This is a genomic window from Herbaspirillum sp. Her4, assembly GCF_057961335.1.
The window spans coordinates 1194112-1215261 of sequence record NZ_CM176330.1; the positions used below are offsets into that span (position 1 = coordinate 1194112).

General features: G+C 55.4%; 20 protein-coding genes and 3 pseudogenes. 15 read left to right on the top strand and 8 right to left on the bottom strand.

Features of this window, described 5'->3' with window-relative positions; all coding sequences use genetic code 11:
* Positions 1-49 precede the first annotated feature (49 nt).
* Both ACWFUC_RS05440 and ACWFUC_RS05445 read left to right on the top strand, forming a co-directional pair.
* Positions 50-430: a hypothetical protein gene (locus ACWFUC_RS05440; protein WP_489637493.1), complete on the top strand. Its 381-nt coding sequence runs from the start codon at positions 50-52 to the stop codon at positions 428-430.
* Positions 431-522: 92 nt separating this feature from the next.
* Positions 523-1139, top strand: a pseudogene (locus ACWFUC_RS05445) (tyrosine-type recombinase/integrase).
* A gap of 917 nt (positions 1140-2056) precedes the next feature.
* Here ACWFUC_RS05445 and ACWFUC_RS05450 read toward each other — a convergent pair.
* The 4 genes from ACWFUC_RS05450 to ACWFUC_RS05465 all read right to left on the bottom strand — a co-directional run bounded on the left by ACWFUC_RS05450 (position 2057) and on the right by ACWFUC_RS05465 (position 8148).
* Positions 2057-2890, bottom strand: a complete 834-nt coding sequence (locus ACWFUC_RS05450; protein WP_489637494.1) for a DUF5677 domain-containing protein — start codon at positions 2888-2890, stop codon at positions 2057-2059.
* A gap of 60 nt (positions 2891-2950) precedes the next feature.
* Positions 2951-5947, bottom strand: coding sequence for a DEAD/DEAH box helicase (locus ACWFUC_RS05455; RefSeq protein WP_489637495.1), 2997 nt, complete (start codon positions 5945-5947; stop codon positions 2951-2953).
* A 16-nt stretch (positions 5948-5963) separates the two neighbouring features.
* A complete protein-coding gene (locus tag ACWFUC_RS05460) occupies positions 5964-6800 on the bottom strand; it encodes a Hachiman antiphage defense system protein HamA (protein ID WP_486728597.1) in 837 nt (278 codons plus the stop codon).
* Positions 6801-6873: 73 nt separating this feature from the next.
* Positions 6874-8148 (bottom strand): abortive infection family protein, encoded by a 1275-nt coding sequence (locus ACWFUC_RS05465; protein ID WP_486728598.1) that lies wholly within the window; start codon positions 8146-8148, stop codon positions 6874-6876.
* A gap of 303 nt (positions 8149-8451) precedes the next feature.
* On the opposite strand from ACWFUC_RS05465, the gene ACWFUC_RS05470 reads away from it, so the two are divergent.
* From ACWFUC_RS05470 to ACWFUC_RS05485, 4 genes and pseudogenes are all read left to right on the top strand, one after another.
* Positions 8452-8571, top strand: a complete 120-nt coding sequence (locus ACWFUC_RS05470) for an SDR family NAD(P)-dependent oxidoreductase (RefSeq protein ID WP_486728599.1) — start codon at positions 8452-8454, stop codon at positions 8569-8571.
* Entirely contained in the window at positions 8540-8728 is a 189-nt protein-coding gene (locus tag ACWFUC_RS05475; protein WP_489637496.1) for a 2-oxoadipate dioxygenase/decarboxylase family protein, read from the top strand. Before ACWFUC_RS05470 ends, ACWFUC_RS05475 begins: the two co-directional genes overlap by 32 nt.
* 513 nt (positions 8729-9241) lie before the next feature.
* Positions 9242-9837 (top strand): annotated as a pseudogene (locus ACWFUC_RS05480) (DDE-type integrase/transposase/recombinase); the annotation flags it as partial.
* Between the two features lie 48 nt (positions 9838-9885).
* Positions 9886-10023 (top strand): annotated as a pseudogene (locus ACWFUC_RS05485) (integrase core domain-containing protein); the annotation flags it as partial.
* Between the two features lie 314 nt (positions 10024-10337).
* Here ACWFUC_RS05485 and ACWFUC_RS05490 read toward each other — a convergent pair.
* The gene (locus ACWFUC_RS05490; RefSeq protein WP_486728601.1) at positions 10338-10520 is read right to left on the bottom strand and encodes a hypothetical protein; all 183 of its coding nucleotides are present in this window, start codon (positions 10518-10520) and stop codon (positions 10338-10340) included.
* Positions 10521-11141: 621 nt separating this feature from the next.
* Here ACWFUC_RS05490 and ACWFUC_RS05495 point away from each other — a divergent pair.
* Positions 11142-11522: a helix-turn-helix domain-containing protein gene (locus ACWFUC_RS05495; RefSeq protein ID WP_134221041.1), complete on the top strand. Its 381-nt coding sequence runs from the start codon at positions 11142-11144 to the stop codon at positions 11520-11522.
* 190 nt (positions 11523-11712) lie between these two features.
* Here the strand turns inward: ACWFUC_RS05495 and ACWFUC_RS05500 are convergent, their stop codons facing one another.
* From ACWFUC_RS05500 to ACWFUC_RS05510, 3 genes are all read right to left on the bottom strand, one after another.
* Positions 11713-11940, bottom strand: coding sequence for a magnesium chelatase domain-containing protein (locus ACWFUC_RS05500; RefSeq protein ID WP_489637497.1), 228 nt, complete (start codon positions 11938-11940; stop codon positions 11713-11715).
* 73 nt (positions 11941-12013) lie between these two features.
* Complete coding sequence (locus ACWFUC_RS05505) at positions 12014-12259, bottom strand: accessory factor UbiK family protein (RefSeq protein WP_121037228.1); 246 nt, start codon at positions 12257-12259, stop codon at positions 12014-12016.
* Between the two features lie 58 nt (positions 12260-12317).
* Positions 12318-12548, bottom strand: a complete 231-nt coding sequence (locus ACWFUC_RS05510) for a hypothetical protein (RefSeq protein WP_134134533.1) — start codon at positions 12546-12548, stop codon at positions 12318-12320.
* Positions 12549-12713: 165 nt separating this feature from the next.
* Here ACWFUC_RS05510 and ACWFUC_RS05515 point away from each other — a divergent pair, with 165 nt between their 5' ends.
* The 8 genes from ACWFUC_RS05515 (at position 12714) to ptsP (ending at position 20952) form a co-directional block, all read left to right on the top strand.
* Positions 12714-13496: a TorF family putative porin gene (locus ACWFUC_RS05515; RefSeq protein WP_034334997.1), complete on the top strand. Its 783-nt coding sequence runs from the start codon at positions 12714-12716 to the stop codon at positions 13494-13496.
* Between the two features lie 12 nt (positions 13497-13508).
* The gene (locus ACWFUC_RS05520; RefSeq protein ID WP_006713297.1) at positions 13509-13847 is read left to right on the top strand and encodes a P-II family nitrogen regulator; all 339 of its coding nucleotides are present in this window, start codon (positions 13509-13511) and stop codon (positions 13845-13847) included.
* A gap of 15 nt (positions 13848-13862) precedes the next feature.
* Positions 13863-15398, top strand: a complete 1536-nt coding sequence (locus ACWFUC_RS05525) for an ammonium transporter (RefSeq protein WP_134134532.1) — start codon at positions 13863-13865, stop codon at positions 15396-15398.
* A gap of 405 nt (positions 15399-15803) precedes the next feature.
* Positions 15804-17102, top strand: a complete 1299-nt coding sequence (gshA, locus tag ACWFUC_RS05530; RefSeq protein WP_034335012.1) for a glutamate--cysteine ligase — start codon at positions 15804-15806, stop codon at positions 17100-17102.
* A gap of 38 nt (positions 17103-17140) precedes the next feature.
* Entirely contained in the window at positions 17141-18109 is a 969-nt protein-coding gene (gshB, locus tag ACWFUC_RS05535; RefSeq protein ID WP_489624351.1) for a glutathione synthase, read from the top strand.
* A 65-nt stretch (positions 18110-18174) separates the two neighbouring features.
* Entirely contained in the window at positions 18175-18585 is a 411-nt protein-coding gene (locus ACWFUC_RS05540; protein WP_489637498.1) for a PTS sugar transporter subunit IIA, read from the top strand.
* A gap of 57 nt (positions 18586-18642) precedes the next feature.
* Positions 18643-18912, top strand: a complete 270-nt coding sequence (locus tag ACWFUC_RS05545) for an HPr family phosphocarrier protein (RefSeq protein WP_489624352.1) — start codon at positions 18643-18645, stop codon at positions 18910-18912.
* Positions 18913-19161: 249 nt separating this feature from the next.
* Complete coding sequence (gene ptsP / locus ACWFUC_RS05550) at positions 19162-20952, top strand: phosphoenolpyruvate--protein phosphotransferase (protein ID WP_489624353.1); 1791 nt, start codon at positions 19162-19164, stop codon at positions 20950-20952.
* The last annotated feature ends 198 nt before the right edge of the window (positions 20953-21150 follow it).

Consider the following 21150-nt stretch of genomic DNA (forward strand, 5'->3'; position numbering starts at 1 on the left):
GGTGCTCCTTCACCTTTGTGATGGGCGTTTGGCCAGTGAAAATTTATTTATGTACTACTCACGCCTGCTGATTTTCCTTTTAGTAGCCACGTATAGCATTCCTGCGGCCTTATGGAGTAGCGCCCCCCTAGCAGGTGAAATTATGGCCGTTATCGAATATTCGCATTGGTGGAAGTTGCTGCTGGTGCCATTTTCCCTATGCAGTGCCTTATCGTGGGTGATCCTAATTTGGCTGTCATTAAATTGGATATGGGGGCGCAAACTCAAATCGTATTGGCCAAACTTTGGCTTCATTATTGCATTGATCGGTCTCGCCCCGTTCGGCATTATGTTCGGACGTGATAGTTTGGCGCTAGTCCTTCTGGCTGGCCCAGCGATGGTGCTTGCCTTTTATGTATGTGCTTGGCATAGGAGTGATGACGAGCAATGACCTGAGGTCTTTTATCGGCCAGAAGCAGCCTTTGAATGCTATTTTTCTTTATCGCCGCACACTAAATCTCCTTCTAACTTCAGGAGATGTAGATGACGGCGCTATACACACCCGTGACTCCATGGAACAAAGGGAAACTTGTAGGGCAGAAATCCCCTTTGAAACTAAGTGAGATCTGGTCAATTCGTATCCGGCTTCAGCTTTTCGAGAGAGCCGCGAACTTGCACTTTTTAACCTGGCGATCGATAGCAAGTTACGGGCATGCGACCTAGTCCGAATCCGGATTCAGGACGTATGTCACGGCGGCCAAGTCGCTAGTCGGGCTGCAGTTCTACAGAAAAAGACGAAGCGACCGGTGCAGTTTGAGATAACGACTGCTACGCGTGAAAGCATTAGAAATTGGATCGCCATGGCAGGATTGAGAACTGGAGATTTTCTATTTCCAAGCTGCCGGCGGGACTCTCACCACATGTCGACACGGCAATATGCCCGTATCGTCAAACGCTGGGTAACCGAAATAGGCCTAGATCCTTCTGCGTATGGGACGCATAGCATGCGTCGCACCAAACCAACTCTCATCTATCGTCGGACGAAGAATCTTCGCGCCATCCAATTGCTTTTGGGACACACGAAACTTGAGAGTACAGTCCGTTATCTAGGCATCGAACTAGAAGATGCGTTAGAGATCGCGGAGCAGACAGACATCTAACGCCAAAATAGACCGGTCATCGTTTAGATGGCCGGTTCTGGTCGATTTCTGCTGTTCTCGGGCTAAGCGATAGTGGCGCGCCCGTGCAAATGGGACGGTTGATTGCAATCGACTGGTACCGTATGACGCTATTAACTGGTGCAGATGGCTGCCATTTGGTAGAGCTCTAACTGGCCACTAAGTGGCTCCAGCTACGCCATTAGCTGACCACCTTATTTTGCAATTCGGTGGCAATATCACGCGGCCATTGACTGGCTCTCCTAATTTGCCACTTGCTGGCTCGTTAAAATGAAAATAGGTGGTTCTTTAACAGCCAATACTCACTTACGTAAGAAGTCGTCACCGCATGCTAAACCGGCGACGCGGAAAGCTTGAAATCCAATTCTTATTGCATCGGATCGACGATGAGTCGGGGCCTTTGTAACTATACATCCCATGTTTAATCCATCGCATACAGGCGACGCTGCATCTTTGTTTGTAGCAATCGGCTAAAGGTTAAAGCCTGGCGCCGCTTTCTGTACCTGGTAGTTCTTTTTTTTCACCAACTTGATATTGAAAAATAGATGGTAAATTTTTTACGGTACTGAGGTGCTAATTGGGCTCCTGATTCCGCCTGTGATCGATAGGATATCGGAAAAAGAGGAATGATTGCGATCAAATGCTACGCAATCTGCTGCACCGAGTCTCCCGTCCTCCAACGATGCCACGTCAGGACCTTCGGGCTATCGATGTAGATGGTCCTAATTCGGCGTCCCATTGCCACACTCCCGCTATTCGCATAGCCTTAGTACGTTGCATTCACCGGTTGAAACCGCCGCCGATAACAGACATTTTTGGCTCAATCGAAATCGATCCTGATTTTAATGACTTCTGAACTATTTCCTGGCTACTAGTGTGCCAATATGCACTAAGACAACTTACCAATCATCGCCGGTCGCAGCCCGATAGAGACGCTTGTACAATTCGTGTTCCGCATGCACCAATGCCCCAAACTTCTGTGTGTTTGCGTAAGCAGCCAAGAACCCAGAAGCAGCGTGTGTTACGGCGGAGAGTATGTCGATACGTTGCTGCAGCATAGACTGCCTGAATCCATCTTCTGTTTTTGGGTCGCCCGCATGGGAGCTAAAGAAATACGAGGCACCGTATACGGAGCCATGAATGATTTCGGAAGATACCGCATAAATGCCGCCGTACGCACCGAGTAAGGCACCGCCTGCAGCCTTTACTACTTCACCCACGCATCTGATGCGGCTTGGTACGTCTAGGGTAGTCCAGGTTCCTTGTGCCTTACCAGCGAACTCGGGGAATTCTTTATCCAAAAATGCCTTGATGCTTTCGTCTGAGCCGACCTTAATCATGAAGTCACCGCTACCAATAACGCGGTTTGTATGTTTCCACGCCGCGTATTCCTTGTGCCGCAAAGCCCGCCGCGACACTTCAATGGGCTGCGTTACAAAGTAAGCAGCGTTAACAAATCCTTCAACTACTGAACGGGCAATCGGATACATATCTCGGACACCAATGCATTGTTCATCAGAAAGCCTGAGTACCGTGTTCATAGAATGACCCGCGCACATTGAAACGGCAGCTACTGCCCGCGCTTTGTCCCATTCCAAAGTACTAGCGAAGTGCTCGCCAAGAAATTCGGTTGGTCCTTGAGACAGCACATACAACACTAAGCGAAGCAATTCTTGTTGCTTCGGGATGATGCCGCGAAGTTCATGCAACGACCAGTTCGGATCGGTGGTCATTTTGATTTATCGCCCCACGTTTATTTGCTGCCTTCAGCGCAGTGAAGAGCAGAGGTATATCTATGAATTTAGCGGCATCACGCTGCCTAAATCCATGACCGTGTTATCAAAAATCAGTTCTCCGAGGTTAGAACGCCATTGATCCGGGAAGTTACGCAGCGATGCTCTAGCAAAGTCAATAATTGCCAGTCTATTGCTGCTGTCGACCTGATTATTGATCGCGGCTAGCCCGAGATCGACTGCGGCCCGACGATGACGTACACCGCTTGCGCTCAAAATTCTGGCTGCAGCGTCAGGCACGCCGAAACGTAGATGCTCAGGGAATGCAAGAACCGCCTGCGAGAGTTCAATTCCTCGCTCCGCGAGCAGATTCTGCAGCAGGGCAACAGCCTGTTCTACAAGCGTCTGTAGAGAGTAGGCAATCGCGGAGGTATAGATTCCGAGCAGCGTGTCGACTTCGATACCGACAGACGCAGCGATTTCAACGAAGCGGTGCCCGTTCAGCCAGGCCTTAACAATTGCATAGAGCTGTTGTCCGGCTGGCAGGGCCGGGGCGTCTGGATCAAGTCTGAATGCGTCTCGTACATCTGCCTGAAATCCAGGCTGGCTCCAAGCCCAATTGAATAGCGCTGCTGCAACGACTGGGTCGACTGGATCCACGATGGTCGCCCAGCTCACATCGGTGGCAAGCAGGCTGGACTCCACCGTGTCTAAGAGACGCGGACGTGTTCCTGAGGAACGGATCCATCCAAGGCGATTGGAGTCTCCTAAGCCGGAAATCCGGCGAGCACGTAGTTCGAATACGTTACGCAACAAAGCCTTCGTATATAGGTCTGCACGCTGTGCGGCAAACGTCTGATCCACAACCTTCATCGCCGCAGCAATTAGTGCTTCTTCACCAATTTCCTCTGCCGCTAGGTCGATAATGGTTGAGTCTATGCTGTCGACCAACTCGAAGAGATCTGGCGTTTTCTCAAGAGCATCGTTTGTCAGTGCGCGTTGCTCAAGAGCCAACCGCTTCTGGAGCTCAGTGGCAAGCGTTAGCAATGCACCATGCACCGGCTCACCAGCCGCCTCCAGAGCCACTTTCTCTACAAGATGCCACTGATTCTCATCGGCACAAATTACCAAACCTTTGGTCGTTGCACCGGCTCGGCCAGCTCGACCAACTAGATTCTTGATTTCACGTGCTTTCAAGTCTACAGGCAGCTTTTTGGTGTTGCGCTGAACGGAATAGAGAACCAGCGTCCGGATTGGGAGGTTTACTCCCTCAGCTAAGGTACTTGTGCAAATGACGAACCTCACCGCCTCTTGACGCAGAAGCTTTTCAAGCACCTCGCGAGCCTCTTGTGGGATATCGCCGTGATGCAGAACTGCTCCAGCAAAGGCTATTTTTGTGCCTATCCAATTTTGTCCATATTCTGCGGCTAGGTAGTCTACTGCTGGCGACAGCTTAGATTGATCAGCGTAGGTTTGGGGCGATGGTAGATCGAGTGGCAGAAGGAGCTGCTTGCTCAGCTCTTCGGCCATTCCAATGGCGCCCCTGTCGCCACGCTTGTTTGCGGCGAAAACAGCAACTGTCCCAATTGCAAGCGCCTTTCGCGCTGCGGAAATTGCTAGAACCTTATTTGATCCAAAGCCGTATGTATTGAGCCGTCCCGTTTCAGCGTTCCTGAATTGAAATTCATCTTTGCTGAGAAATTTCTCCACAAAATAGCTGCCACCGTCCTTGAGATGTGGATGCATCTCAAGGTGAATTAACCTGTTCGTCCCGCCACCCTTCGGACGAAGGACCGAGAACTCGGCAATCGCTGGGCGGTATGAGCTCCTAACGACGCCACTGATATCTCCTCCCAACCAAGAGTTGATCTCTTCGACATTGGGAACAATGGCTGAGATGAAAACAAAACGGGGGGGGGCGCTCGATCTCGCTTTCAGTCTGGCGAGAAGCATCTCTAGGCCTACTCCACGTCCCTCGCCATCGAGGAGATGCCCCTCGTCGCAGATGACCAGGGAAATTCTAGGAACGAGCTCCCCTGCGCCGAGAAGGCCAGCTAGGGATTCGGGTGTGGCAACGATGATGCGCGTACTGGCAAGATCATGAACCTCATCGCCAGTCGGAATTGTTCCGCCATAGATACATTTCGCGGGGATCTTGAGTTCATTGAGATTCCTGACTAGGCTACCTTTAAGTTCGGCGGCTAGAGAGCGGAAGGGAACAAGCAAAATTGCAATGTCCGTAGGAGTGGTTTTTGCGTGCCAATAAAGAAGAGTCTCCATCAACGCTGTCTTTCCTGCGCTGGTTGGCATCTGTAGTGAGAATGTCTGATTGGATTCAATCAGACCACGCTGTATGGCGTCGATTTGAGATGGGAAGAAGTCCCATATCGCTGGACGTCGATTGAGAAGGGATTCCACGAACGGTGTCCAGAGTGGATTGTCCCCATTCGGCAAGACCGCGCGGACGTTTGTGCTGGCGAAACGCTTTACCAGATTTTCGAGCAATCTCGCTGGGATCCATTCACTAGCACTGTGCTCAAGCTTTTCTTCAGATTCCTTTTCTGCTTTAAGGCGAGCATCATCGATCTGAGAAAGCTCTCCTCGTTCAAGAGCATCAAGTAGAGATTGTCCCAACTCTGATCTCATTACGCTTGGGCGCCCGAGTAAGTCAGTACAAGCTAGATAGCTTTCTGGCCCAGTCAGGTCGACAGGTCGATTTTTGATGGTTATGTACGCCGAAGCCGGGAATCCACCGCAGTAGAACGCTGCAGCAGCGAATAAGGTTGCTTCCGTCTGAGAGATTCCAACACGTTTGAGCTCGCTCTCTTGGCCTGGTGCTACAATCTGTGCAAATGCATTGCCCAGTTTGGACCAGCCATCATCGTCTGCTGTCCCGCTGCGCATCTTGGCAAACAGCTCCCCAACCAGAGCTATGTAGTAGTCATCAGCTCGAGATAGTACTTCTGCTTGCTCGAAAGTGACTTGGGGGACTCTAAAGCGCTCGATGTGCCTGATTGCGTCTGCGTCGGCAATCCATCGTAGAAGTTTTGGATCCATCGTTTGTGAGCTCAGACTATCTGCTGATATTTGATTTAACGTTGTCTGCGATCGGTGGCACTGCGTTCATGGCATTTGCGTATGCGGCCTCGTATGTGTCTTTCAGCTTAGGGACGGAGATGATCACTACCTCGTAGTCGGGAGACGGGATGGCCGGGACCTTCGCAGATTCCTCTGTTACAAGCGTATCGCATACAACAGCGACAGCTTGAAACTTCTTCACTGCTGGTGGGTGCCCCGTCGGCTCGATAAACCGAGTCAACTCTGCGAAGGATGCCCCTTCGCCCTCACTAGCTCCAGTGATGAGGCGCTCTCGAAGCCAGACAAGTGTTCCTGCTAGCCGACTTGTTCGGTCGGTCTCACAACCTTCAATCGCTTTCTGGATGGGCTCGAATGCGCTCTTCGTTGATTTTGCTTTCACCTCAGAACAGAGCACCGTGTCCTTCGAGGAGGAAGCAGGCCAATGGGGTAAGACTAGGTGGACAACATCGGAATATGGTGCCGCCTTTTTCCGGTCCTGCTTGAGGTGCCACCTTCTGAGGCCAACAGCTGCTGTCGGAAGAGCCGTTGCACCTTGGTAGAAGTAGGTCAATATTTCGCCGAACTCACCAGCCATTACTGACCCAGGGTCAGGTAAGGCGGCTGCAATCACCGTGGTAGCAGGAGGGTATTGGATGGCTTGATTATTTACCTTCTCATCAGAGATATAACATCGGCGTATCGCCATCCCAAGAGCTGCAGGAAGTGTGGCGGAATGCGGCTGTGTCACTGTCACAAAAACATAGGACGGTTTCTTAACGGAGGAAAACCAACCCGCTGTGGCTTGAAAGGAAAGCCCAAGATCCTTGCTCATGTTGTAATTTCCCGCTTTCTCGTTAGAGTAACTAACTGTGTCGTTAATCAATTTCCCCGGGCAGATATTTAAGCTATTCCTTTGCCTTCTCCGTGCTTTCTATATCTTCTCTGTGGCGATATGTCTCAGAGACAAAGTCAATGAAAGCCACCGCTGACGCGGCCGCTAAACGAGCATGTCGAGGCTGTAATCCTCTATATCTCCCATCACGACCATGACCTGTGCCATACAAGCCTCTTAGCTGAGCGAGATTGTTTGTGAGCTGGGTGAGATTACGTAAAATAAGACGAATGTTGTCAGCGCCTTTGGCTTCTTCTGAAATGCCCTCGGGGACCAATTGAAGTTCTTTTGTGAGCGCTTTTGTGAGGTCTCCTAGGTCGCTGGATTTTGCAACCGAGATTCCTCTTTTGGTCAGAATCGTTTTGCAGCAGGACTCAACCAATTCCTTGGCAGTTCCAATTGCCAGATCGGGATCCTTGTCAATCGAGTTTTCGAGACGTTGGATGGCTTTTGCCATCCAACTGGCATCAAGTGCATCTGCGACGGTTCTCGCACGAAGTACTGCATACCTGCCGTTATTAGTAAGCTGGCGATACGCGTACCTCGGTCGCCCAGCTATCCGTTCCTCTTCGTAGATTTCCCAGCCAGCAGCGCGTAACTGATCATTGAAATGAATTGAAAGCTTAAGTGCTTCATCCCGATCTGGACGAACAAGGGGGTTGACGATTTCGCACAGGAACTTGAGGAATGTTTCGTAGGGACCATCAAGTAAATTGAACCGAGAATCGCTGAACACCCAGTCATCGTCCCAATCATTGTTATTTATCCGATGTTGCCAAATGTCCCCTGCAGCATCTGTATATCGCGAATCGAATGACGGCATCGAACTCAGATCGAAAATTCGGCCTAAAAACTCAACATCGTCCAAAACACCGCTCCAGGCGATACTGTCTATACGAAGCCCATCTAAAATGTTCTGCCGCGTTTGGCGTGGCAAGCGAGATTCTGTTGGTGAGGCATCTTGCTCACGCCACTCTTTTTTTGTTGTTCTTAAGGGAATGAGCTTGACCGAATACCAATCTTGGCTCTGAGTTTCCAATACAGTTTTCAGTCGAGCAGTGATTTGCTCCTCTAGACTTTGCCGTTTTGGGCCGAGCCTTGCATAGTCGGCAGCTGGAACCTCAAGATAAACTTCCCATATATTGGTGCCGCCATTCCAATTGTCATATCCCGTTTGCTCAATGCGCGCAGAATATTTTCGGACCAAGTTGGCAGCATCAGACATGCCCTCCGCACGCAGTAGCTCATATACTGTTGCCAGCACCGCATCTAGCTCGACATGACCCATCGTTTAGTGCTCCCCATTTGATACACGAGCGGAGCAGAGCCTTTCTTCGCTCCTTCTCCCCAAAACGGATACGATTCCCAATCGCCCCATTTTTTGAATGTCAGCAATTTGACAGAAAATCAAGTATATTCCGAAATTCGGCGCTAAATGCCAAGCATCATGTGGAATTATTTCGGTGAAAGGGAAATTTATGCTAATTGGCAGCTCCGGGCCGGAAGGTCATAGCTTATTGAACGCGCTTAAAAATCTTCTCCAGCGTCATTCGCTCGCTCTGCTCGTTCCTTTAGGGAACAATAAGCCGCATTGATTCTTGTCAACAACGCCGGCATTGCTCGGGTCTCATCTTTCTTGGATGTCTCTGCAGATGACTTTGACGCCGTAATGAAAGTGAATGTGGCCACACGTCCGATTTGGCGAAATTGAGCATCGGAGCTGTGCATTGACCCGTAAAGGTCGCGAGCTCTACGACACATTGCTCACTCAAGCTCGAGCTCAGCGTGCTGCCGGTGACGCAGTCGCAGTGAAGATCCATTTTCAAACGTCCCCAACAACTGGGATGAAATACGGCACCAACAGCTAGTCTTTTCAGCTATGAAGTCAGCGAAGAGGCAACAAGAGTTGGTAAGCCAGCAGCCGGCGCCGCCATCGATGACCTGGTTGTGGGTGGCTGGCTAGAAGCTCTAGCCCATCATATACAAAGGCTTCTTGCCAGTTCGTGCAGCTGGAATTTTCCGATCTAACCTAGGCACCGCTGGAGGATCAAGTTATTCCAGTGGCGGGACCCAAGGCGTATTGGAAGCAGCTCTCGGTGAAAACGTTCATGACGAAATAGGAGTCAAGGGCAACAAGAGATCTCCCTGGAGGAGGCGATGAAAGCATTTGCATCTATTCCAGTAATTACTGGTTGAACCCCATAGATCGGATTTACGTGAAGTGCCATTTTAAAGCCCGCCTAAAGCGGGCTTTTTTTATATCAGAAATAGATGCCTACTTACAATCTTCCTGAGTTTTTCAGCCTTTAAAGGATTGGCTTCTTTCAAGTATGTTTGCATTGCTTCCTTGAGCGATTTTTCGTCTAAAAACTCGTTCTCCCATGCGAGAGCACGCGTTGCTGCTGCGCCGACCTGGTGTGAGACGCGACAATCGACGCCACGATGGTCGCGTAGCGGTCAAGCAAAGTAATGCGCGCTGGTGTTCGGACGGCTTCGAATTCCGTTGTGATGTGATGACGGGGCTGCATTGCGAGTGACGTTTGCACTGGATTGTTGTGACCGTGAGGCCATCAGCTGGGCGGCCACTACCGGTGGGCATAGCGGGGATGTCGTGCGCGACGTGATGCTGGCTGCCGTGGAGCAGCGGTTTGGGAGCACGCAGACTCCACAGGTGATTGAATGGCTCAGCGACAACGGCTCGGCCTACATCGACCATCGCACACGCAGCTTCGCTCGCGAGCTGGGATTGGAGCCCTTGACCACGTCCGTGCGCTCGCCACAGAGTAATGGCATGGCGGAGCGGTTCGTAAAAACGATGAAGCATGATTACATCGCCTTCATGGACAAGCCCGATGTGCCTACGGCGCTCACGCATCTGGCCTCTGCCTTCGATCAATACAATGAGCGCCATCCGCACAAGGCCCTGAAATACCGCTCGCCTCGCGAGTTCAGACGGGCTGCAGCATCAGTAACTTAACGATGTCTGAGTGTCCTGAATTGCGGGGGCAACTACAGTTACGCCTAGCTGGCGAACTCCCTGCTGGACAGCATCGTGGAGGTCTTGGAATTCGTAACCCGTTGGCTATGGACCTATAACCACGAACGCCCCAACATGACTATCGGCGGCATCAGGCCAAAACAGAGACTGGCCTTGCCCGCATAGTTTCTACTCCCAGGCGGCTTCAAAAATGGGGGGTATCGTATGTCGCCAAACTTAAATTCGGTAGAGTTCAATTGCGGCAAGTAACATTTCCTTGTCGTCTCTGGGAAGTTCCTGCCAAAAAGCTCCCTCGTTTCTGGAATGTGAGTACCACGCCGAAACTATCTCGTCCACCTGATAGTCCTTTTGGGCCCATATTAAAATCTTCTGCATTCTCGAGATATCCCGGCATGTTCCCTCAAAAATCGCAGACGTTCTTTAAGCGTTACTTGTGGGCCGGCACCTCTGCTGTCACATAGATGCGAAGTAGTATGGAGTCATTTTTTTCTCAGTTTTTCTTCTGCAATCAACGCCCTTTGCTTATAGCTTGCAGCATCCTTGAGTAACTCCGAAATTTGCATCCAGTAGTCACGCCCAAGGTCTCCTTCTTGAGAGGCAAGTTTGTGCAGCGTACGCAACGCGGTGGACAAATCAACGTCCGTGAATCGATCAATTTTCATCTAAATACCCATTTAAGCTCTGAATACATAATCATTGGGGTCTTGCAAATTTCGCGTCAATTGCAAAAGTAAGGTGCTTTGAAAATTGTGGCTGGGCGCTATGAGCTGGTTGCGGCTGATTACTGTCGTCAAAGAAGACTCTTAGTTTAATGCCAGTTCTTGGACATGGATAAGAACCAATACCGGTCACTACTGAGATGGATAAACGATCTTTTACATAGGACAAGACATATACATTGCAGGTGTCATCGCGCTCGTCCCGTACGTGTGTGAGTAGTTCATCAATGTCCGAGAACAATCGCAGATGCGTTTGCGGAATAGGAGAATCAATTTTTGGCGACACTAAGAAACATGGTTGGCTGACATCCAGCAAAGCGGAATTCCAAGGTATCGCAGGCGCGATCAACGTGCGTGGCACACCTTGGACCTGCCAAGAGGGAAATGTAATGAACATAGATGGCGAGAAACCGCCCTAGCATCGTCGCCTGGGCGGCCTTCTGTTGCATAAGAAACGCACGGATACTAGATGAAGTTGATTCAGCAAGTCAATAATATTGATTTAATGAGCCCTGTTCTGCGGGGGGGAATGAGGAGACCATGTGAAAGCCACTGAGCTTGCACATGAAAAAGACCGAAGATCAAAAACTGCCTGTTTCTGCGGCCAAATCCCTTGGTCGGAACATCGCCGCACTTCGAAAGGCACGTTCTCTCACGCAGCACCAACTAGCTGCCGCGCTATGTGTTGAAATCGAAACCATTTCGCGATACGAGAATGGGCGGCTGAATACCTCGCTCGATCAAATTGATAATTTCGCGGCATTTTTTAATGTTCCCGTATGGACGCTTTTTGCGCCGACGGATCTGCAATCCGCCTTCCCTGATCCGATTTTGCTAACAAAGATGCGCTCTCTTTCCCCTAAGCATCGAGCGACGCTCCATGACCTTATTCAGGTCTATTGCAACGCGCATCACTCTGCTTTGAAAGCAGGCTCTTCTAGGTAGGTCACCACCCATCTTCCAAGATACGGGGCCCCGGGTAGATAAGTTCAACAAGCAAGCCGGGCACCGCTGAAATCACTCGCTTACAGATGGGCCGGTAAACGCAGCAGTTCACCTTTGTATGGGCGTACGCCTCCCATAGCGCTCTTGGAAGCGAAGACGTTAAGTCCTTCCTTCAAGGCGTCTATCAAGTTCATTTTTCTTGAGTTCGCGGTTGACAACATGAAATGCGGCGGGCGGGGAATTCAAACCGGGCGTTTTGCAGCGCCGCCCGGACGCGGTCCTTGGCTTCCTTCACCTCGGCCTCGGGGAGTCCGACGATGGTGAAGGCCGGCAAGCCATTGGCCAGATGCACCTCGACCGTCACCGGCGGGGCGCTCATGCCGGCCAAGGCGCGGCTGCGCAAGACTGCCAGGCTCATCGCGATGAACCCGGCAGCTGGTCAGCAGAAAGAAGGGAAGGGGGAGGGAAAGAGAAAAGTGTCCGGGCCAGGGTCATGGATTCTGTTTTTGCTGAGCCTCAAGCTCGGCAACACGCGCTTCCAGCGCCTCCAGGCGGGCACGGGTCTTGGCCAGTACCTGGGCCTGGACGTCGAATTCCTCGCGCGTGACCAGGTCCAGCTTGGCAAAACCCTGACTCAGCATGGCCTTGACGTTCTTCTCGATGTCCTTGGCCGGAGAGTTCTCGATCGCCTTGTTGATCTTGGATTGCAGGTCTTCAAAAAATGGGGGCTTGTCCATGTCGGATCTCCTTGGCAGATAGCTGTACTGCAAGTTTAGCGGTTTCCCGCCCATCCTCCTACCGGGATGTCCCGCTGAGACCGCATTTTTGCCAACAGGTGCCGGCCAGCGCTTCAAAACGGGCAGAAAACGCGCTGAAATGCAGTGAATTTTCCTGCAGGAAATGCTCCGACTTGGTGATCTTTGCTTCGCCCGCCACCCGCGCACCAAAATGTGTTCGCCGCGTTTGATGCAGGATTGATAAAAAACCATCAATATCGCACCAGCAGCGTGCATTTGGGTGGCGCATGCACTATTTTGAAGCTGATCTCGAAAAAAATCGTTGCAAATCTCTGGTTTCACGCAAAAAGACAAGTCTGCCTTGCCGAACGGACATGGCACGGCTCCTGCTAATGAGTCTGGGCAAAGACAAAAAACCGACTTTATTGTTAAAACATAAACCAGAGGGAAAGTCATGAAGAAACTGATTCTTGCAACAGCCATCGCCGCATCCTTCGTTTCTACCGTGGCCCGCGCAGAAGACGCCAAGCCGGACAATGAACTGAGCTTCAACGCTGCCGTGGTGAGCGACTACCGCTATCGTGGCCTGACCCAGACCCGCTTTGATCCGGCCCTGCAGGTTGGCGCTGACTACACGCACAACCCGACCGGCCTCTACGCCGGGACCTGGCTGACCAACATCAAGTGGATCAAGGACGCGGGCACCCTGACCGGTACCGACACCAAGGGTGACGTCGAGTGGGACATCTACGGCGGCAAGCGCGGCGACATCGGCGGCGGCTTCACCTATGACGTCGGCGGCCTGTACTACTACTACCCGGGCAACACCCTGGCCAACAGCGGTGCCAAGAACGCCAACACCTTCGAACTGTATGGCCAGGTCGGCTACGGTCCGGCTTACTTCAAGTATTCGCAATCGCTGACCAACCTGTTCGGCGCCGTCAACAGCAAGTACAGCCAGTACTTCGACCTGGGTGCCAACATCGAGACCTACTACGGCGTGATGCTGGGTCTGCACGTCGGTCACCAGAGCGTGCGCGGCAACCCCAACGACTTCAGCTACACCGACTGGAAGATCGGCCTGTCCAAGACCTTCGACGAGGCAGCCGGCATCACCCTGGGCCTGGCCTACGTCGGTACCGACCTGAAGGACGGCGTGACCACCACCCCGGCATCGGATGGCGCCAAGAACGTCGGCAAGAACGGCTTCGTCTTCTCCATCAGCAAAACTTTCTAACAAGAGGTTCGTATGAAACTGATCACTGCGATCATCAAACCGTTCAAGCTGGATGAGGTGCGTGAAGCCCTCTCGGCCATCGGTGTGCAAGGCATCACCGTGACTGAAGTCAAGGGCTTCGGTCGTCAGAAAGGCCATACCGAGCTGTATCGCGGTGCCGAGTATGTGGTGGATTTCCTGCCCAAGACCAAGATCGAGGCCGCCGTGGACGACGCCATCGTCGAACGCGCCCTGGAAGCCATCGAGACCGCCGCCCGCACCGGCAAGATCGGCGACGGCAAGATCTTCGTCCAGGACTTGCTGGACGTGATCCGTATCCGTACCGGCGAGACCGGTAAAGACGCTCTGTAAAAAAGGGGAATTCTAATGAGCATGAAGAAAATGTTTTCCGGCGCGCTCGCCATTGGCGCGCTGTTGTTGGCGGTAGGTTTTACCGCTCCGGCCCAGGCGCAGGACGCGCCCAAGCCTGAAGCCGCAGCGGCCACCGCCGCTGCCCCGGCCGCTGCCGCTCCGGCTGCGCCCAAGGCTGAAGCAGCTGCCCCGGCTGCCGCTGCCCCTGCAGCGCCGGCCGCAGCCGCTGCTGCTCCGGCTCCGGTCCCCAACAAGGGCGACACTGCCTGGATGCTGGTGTGTACCGCTTTCGTCATCCTGATGACCCTGCCAGGCCTGGGCCTGTTCTACGGCGGCCTGGTGCGCAGCAAGAACATGCTGTCGGTGCTGATGCAGTGCTTCATGATCTTCTCGCTGATCTACATCCTGTGGTTCGTCTACGGCTACAGCATCGCGTTCACCGAGGGCAGCGCCTTCTTCGGCGGCTTTGATCGCCTGTTCCTGCACGGCCTGACCGGTGACTCCAACACCGCTACCTTCAGCAAGGGCGTGGTCATTCCGGAACTGGTCTTCGTCGCCTTCCAGGGTGCGTTTGCCGCCATCACCGTGGCGCTGATCATCGGTGCCTTCGCCGAGCGCGTGAAGTTCTCCGCCGTGATCCTGTTCTCGATCCTGTGGTTCACCTTCTCCTACCTGCCGATGGCCCACATGGTCTGGTTCTGGCCGGGTCCGGACGCCTTCACCGATACCGCCGCCGCTGAAAAGGCGACCGCCATCTCGGGCTGGCTGTTCCAGAAGGGCGCGCTGGATTACGCTGGTGGCACCGTGGTGCACATCAATGCCGCCATCGCCGGCCTGGTGGGTTCCTACGTGATCGGCAAGCGTATCGGTTTCGGCAAGGAAGCCTTCAAGCCGCATAGCCTGACCCTGACCATGGTCGGTGCCTCGCTGCTGTGGTTCGGCTGGTTCGGCTTCAACGCTGGCTCCGGTCTGGAAGCCAACGGCACTGCTGCCCTGGCCTTCGTCAACACCATCCTGGCCACTGCTGCCGCGGTCTTGTCCTGGAGCTTCGGCGAATGGATCGGCAAGGGCAAGCCTTCCATGCTGGGTGCTGCTTCGGGCGCCGTCGCCGGTCTGGTGGCGATCACCCCGGCGGCCGGCTTCGTGGGCGTCATCGGTGCCGTAGTCATGGGCCTGCTGGCCGGCCTGCTGTGCCTGTGGGGCGTGAGCGGCCTGAAGAAGATCCTGGGTTCGGACGATGCACTGGACGTCTTCGGCGTGCACGGCGTGGGCGGCATCCTGGGCGCCATCCTGACCGGCGTGTTCGCAGCGCCCAGCCTGGGCGGCACCGGCATCTACGACTACGTGGCCAACGCCGTTGCTCCGGATTACTCCATCGGCGGCCAGGTCTGGATCCAGTTCCAAGGCGTGCTGACCACCGTGATCCTGTCGGGTGTGGTTTCCTTCATCGCCTACAAGATCGTCGACGTCGTCATCGGCCTGCGTGTGACCGAGGAAGAAGAACGCGAAGGCCTGGACATCTCCAGCCACGGCGAATCGGCCTACCACTAAGCATCTGTCGTACTGAGTCTGCAGTATTCCTTCGGGGCTGGAAACGGCCTCTTTACAAGGCACCTTCGGGTGCCTTTTTTCATTTGCAGGCTTCACGACATGAAGAGGATGCAAGCTTGCCAGGGAGTCAAGCTGTCGTTTTTTTGCCATTTCCTTCAGGTAAAGCGGTTTCCTGATGCATTGCCGCGTCGCAGGGGGATAATTCCCGAGTATTTGAGTCGGACTCTTTAAAATGCCGCCATCATCGCCATGTGAACACTCCCGGCCACGCCTTTGCAGCGACCGTGGCCGGATCCCGGCTTTGCTGAAATGGCAACAGCGGCGTCTACTGCGTCGCAACACGGTTTCAGGAATCCGCTAAAATCGAAGCTCGCTGCCGGCATTTACATATTGTTAAGGTCTTTTATGGTCCCGCATCTCGTCACCGCTCTGAATGGTCCCCTGCTGGAGCTGGAGAAGAAAATCCTGGGTGCCACGCCGGCCATCGAACGCTGGTTCCGCATGGAGTGGCAGGAGCACACGCCGCCCTTCTATTGCTCGGTGGACCTGCGCAATGCCGGGTTCAAGCTGGCACCGGTCGATACCAACCTGTTCCCGGGCGGCTTCAACAACCTCTCGCCGGAAATGCTGCCGCTGGCGGTGCAAGCGGCCATGGCAGCCATCGAGAAATACTGCCCGGATGCGCGCAACCTGCTGCTGATTCCGGAAACCCAGCCCGGCAATACCTTCTACCTGCAGAACATCGGCCGCCTGATGCAGATCTTCCGCCAGACCGGGCTGAACGTGCGCCTGGGTACGCTGGCCCAAGGCGCAACGAAGCCGCAGCAGATCGAACTGCCCGACGGCACCCACATTACGCTGGAACCGCTGGAGCGCTCGGCCAACGGCCGCCGCTTGGGCCTGAAGAACTTCGACCCCTGTACGGTGCTGCTCAACAATGACCTCTCCAGCGGCATTCCCTCGGTGCTGGAAGGGCTGCATGAACAAAGCGTCCTGCCGCCGCTGCACGCGGGCTGGGCGCTGCGCCGCAAGAGCAACCACTTTGCCGCCTACGATGAAGTGGTGAAGAAGTTTTCCAAAATGGTCGAGGTCGACCCCTGGATGCTCAACCCGCTCTTCGCCAAGGTCAGCGACATCGACTTCCAGGAGAACACCGGCACCGACGCGCTGGCCGACAGCGTGTCCTCGCTGCTGTCGAAAATCCGCAAGAAGTACAAGGAATACGGCATCAAGGAACAGCCCTTCGTCTTCATCAAGGCCAATGCCGGCACCTATGGCATGGGCATCATGGCGGTCAAGGATGCCAGCGAGATCAAGGACCTCAACCGCAAGCAGCGCACCGGCATGCTGGCCGGCAAGGAAGGCCTGGAAGTCTCGGAAGTGATCGTGCAGGAAGGTGTGCACTCCTTCGAGCGCATCAACCAGGCCGTGGCCGAGCCGGTGGTCTACATGATCGACCGCTATGTGGTGGGCGGTTTCTACCGCGTGCACGCCGAACGTGGCGTGAACGAAAACCTGAACGCCCCCGGTGCGCATTTCGTGCCGCTGGCGTTCGCCCAGCAGCATGCCCTGCCTGACATGCATGCCAAGCCGGGCACGGCCGCGCCCAACCGTTTCTACATGTATGGCGTGGTGGCGCGACTGGCGCTGCTGGCCGCCTCGGTGGAGATGGAAAAGACCGACCCCAACCCGGAAGTTTATTAATATCGCGCCTTTGCCAGGCTCAACAGGACCCCAGCCTCATGAAAATCGCTTTCCTCGCCGATCCTCTGGATACGTTCAAGACGTACAAGGATTCCACCTTCGCCATGATGCGCGAGGCCGCACGCCGCGGACACAGCATCTACGCCTTCGAACAGGGCGACCTGGTGCTGGAAAACGGCCTGGTGACTGCCAATGCCTTCAAGATCACGCTGACCGGCGAGGCCGATGACTGGTACCGTGCCGACAAGCCGGCGTCGTCCTTCCTCTCCGAATTCGATGCGGTGATCGTGCGCAAGGATCCGCCCTTCGACATGGAGTACATCTACACGACGTACTTGCTGGAGCTGGCCGAGAAGCAGGGGGCGCGCGTATTCAACAAGCCGGCCGCCATCCGCAGCCACAACGAGAAACTGGCCATTGCCCAGTTCCCGCAGTACACCGCGCCGACCCTGGTCACGCGCGACGCCAAGCGCCTGCGCGCCTTCCACGACGAGCACCAGGACGTGATCCTGAAGCCGCTCGACGGCATGGGCGGCATGGGGATCTTCCGCGTCAAGGCCGATGGCATGAATCTGGGCTCCATCATCGAAACCCTGACCGACAACGGTCAACGCACGATCATGGCGCAGCGTTTCATTCCCCAGATCAGCGCAGGCGACAAGCGCATTCTCCTGATCGGCGGCAAGGTGGTGCCCAATGTGCTGGCACGCATTCCGCAGGGCAACGAGGTGCGCGGCAACCTGGCCGCAGGCGGTCTGGGCAAAGCGCAGCCGGCATCGGCTCGCGACATCGAGATCGGCGAGGCTTTGGGGCCGATCTTGTATCAACGTGGCCTGTTACTGGTAGGATTGGACGCTATCGGCGACTATCTCACCGAAATCAACGTCACCAGCCCGACCTGCTTCCAGGAAATTACCCAGCAGACCGGCTTTGATGTGGCGGCGATGTTCGTGGACGCGCTGGAGGCAGCCGCAGGGGCAGCAGAGGTTAGAGGGTCGGTCGGATAATGGGATCGACAGAGCATGACGGGCTGCTCGGGGAAAAGCGCGTCGCAACAGATGGCAACAATTCCATGGTTGGTATTCTTCTCTTGACGCACGCCCCGCTGGGGCAAGCTTTCCTGGCCGCCGCCACGCACGTTTTCCGCGGCCGCCCCGAACGGATGGAGGCGATCGACGTGATCGCCGACCAGAACCCGGCGGAAGTGCAAAAACTGGCCATCGAGGCGGTCGGACGCCTCGATGATGGCAACGGCGTACTGGTCATCACCGATGTGATGGGCGGCACGCCCTCCAACTGTACGGGCTTCCTGTGCGGCTTGGGCAACGTCCAGGTGATCGCCGGCATCAGTCTGCCCATGCTGCTGCGGGCGCTGACCTACCGTAACGATACGCTGGATGTAGTGGTGGAAATGGCGCTGGCAGGGGGCCAGAATGGTGCGGTGCGGATCGACAACCGCATCCGGGTGGCGGCCTCGGCCTGAACCTTGCTTGCCCGGCTGCATCGAACCGCGCCAATACGATAAAAACGAAAGCAGAACATGATTCAAAGAGAACTCGAAATCGTCAACAAGCTGGGCCTGCATGCACGCGCCTCGGCCAAGCTGACCCAACTGGCCGGCAAGTTCAAGAGCGAAGTCTGGCTGACCTTCAACAAGCGCCGCGTCAATGCCAAGTCCATCATGGGCGTGATGATGCTGGCCGCTGGCAAGGGCAGCATCGTCACCCTGGAAACCAACGGCGCCGATGAGCAGGAATGCTTCACCGCCCTGGAAGCGCTGATCGCCGACAAGTTCGGCGAAGGCCAGTAAGCCCCTTCACCGCGCTGGCGGTATTGCGCCGCAACACTGCGGCGCGGCTGGAATGCTTCTTGCGATATGTCAAGGCCCGCGCATTTCCTGTGCGGGCTGAAACAATGTTCATATACGCTGCCTGTCCATCTGTCTTCAGTGTGTCGCGCCCGGTCCTGATTGCCAAACCGTACATTGTTCGGTAACTTGCTCCAGCTACCGCGCGCAGGCAACACGGCGGACTATAAGAAAACAGGCAGGAGATACGCGATGGCTTCATTCAGCTTACATGGAATCGCGGTGTCGCAAGGCATCGCCATCGGACGCGCGCACTTGATGGCGCCGGCCGCACTGGACGTCAAACACTACCTGATCGCGCCCGACCAGGTCGAGGCCGAGATCGACCGCTTGCGCAGCGCGGTCAAGGCGGTGCACCAGGAACTTCATATCATCCGCTCGGAATTGCCCAAGGATGCGCCGCCCGAGCTGGGCGCGTTCATTGATGTGCATTCGCTCATTTTGTCGGATCCGATGCTGGCCGAGGTGCCGCAGGACATCATCCGGCACCGCTACTACAACGCCGAATGGGCGCTGGTGACCCAGATCGAGGAATTGTCGGCCCAGTTCGACGAGATCGAAGACCCTTACCTGCGCGAGCGCAAGGCCGACATCCAGCAGGTCGGCGAGCGCATCCTCAAGATCCTGACCGGCAGCGCCACCCACCTGCCGCCCACCGGCGAGGCCGCCGCCAACATCATCGTGGTGGCCCACGACATCTCGCCGGCCGACATGCTGCAGTTCCGCGAGAGCGCCTTCGCCGGCTTCGTCACCGACCTGGGCGGTCCCAACTCGCACACCGCCATCGTGGCGCGCAGCCTGGCCATTCCGGCAGCCGTCGGCATGCACAATGCGTCGGTGCTGGTGAAGCACGATGATGTGCTCATCATCGATGGCGACGCCGGTGTGGTCATCGTCGATCCTTCCCCGCTGGTATTGGCGCAGTACCGCGCACGGCAGGAACGGCTGCTGCGCGAGCGGAAGAAACTTTCACGTCTCAAGAAAACCCCGGCCATCACCCAGGATGGCGAACCGATCACGCTCCTGGCCAACATCGAGCTGCCCAACGATGCCGCCAACGCCTTCGAGGCGGGCGCGATGGGTATCGGGCTGTTCCGGTCGGAATTCCTGTTCATGGGGCGGGCCGGGCATCTGGAGAAATTCCCCAGCGAGGATGAGCAGTTCGAATCCTACAAGCAGGCCGTCATCGCCATGAAGGGCAGGGTGGTCACCATCCGTACCCTGGACGTGGGGGCCGACAAGCCGCTGGACGAGGATGAGGAAACCGCCCTGAACCCGGCGCTGGGTTTGCGCGCCATCCGCTACTGCCTGTCCGAGCCGCAGATGTTCCTGACGCAGCTGCGGGCCATCCTGCGGGCGTCGGCCTATGGTCCGATCAAGCTGCTGGTGCCGATGATGGCGCATGCCTTCGAGATCGACCAGACCCTGGCCATGATCGAACAGGCCAAGCAGCAGCTGCGCGACCGCAAGCAGAAGTTCGATGAAGAGATCCCGGTCGGTGCCATGATCGAGATTCCGGCGGCCGCTTTGGCGCTGCCCTTGTTCATCAAGCGGCTGGACTTCCTTTCCATCGGCACCAACGACCTGATTCAGTACACCCTGGCCATTGACCGCGTGGACCATGAGGTGGCGCATCTCTACGATCCGCTGCATCCGGCGGTGCTGTTCCTGCTCTCGACCGTGATTTCACAAGGCCGCAAGGCGGGCATTCCGGTGTCGGTGTGCGGCGAAATGGCCGGTGACCTGAAATGGACACGCCTGCTGCTGGGCATGGGGCTGCTGGAGTTCTCCATGCATCCCTCGCAGATCCTGTCGGTGAAGAACGAGATCCTCAACAGCGACTTGCGCCTGCTGGAGCCGCAGGTCAAGAAGGTCCTGCGTGCCACCGAGCCCGCTGCCATCAGTGCGGCCATGGCGCAGTTGCAAGCCTTGCACGCCGAGCCGGCCGTGGCCGAAGCCAAGGTGGCGGCGCGCCGCCGCTAGCCGCAAGGGAGCCGGGCAGGGCCGTTTGACGGGCCTGCCCGACTTGGGTATTCTTACGCCACTGCGCCGATTTGAACGGTTTGACCAACTTCAGCTTGCGGGCGCCGGGATCCTGATCCCATCTAAATGCGGCTAAAGCGAGCTTGGATCAGCTGTTCCTCCCAAGACTGCCCCGCCCCATCGATGAGTGAGCCCGCA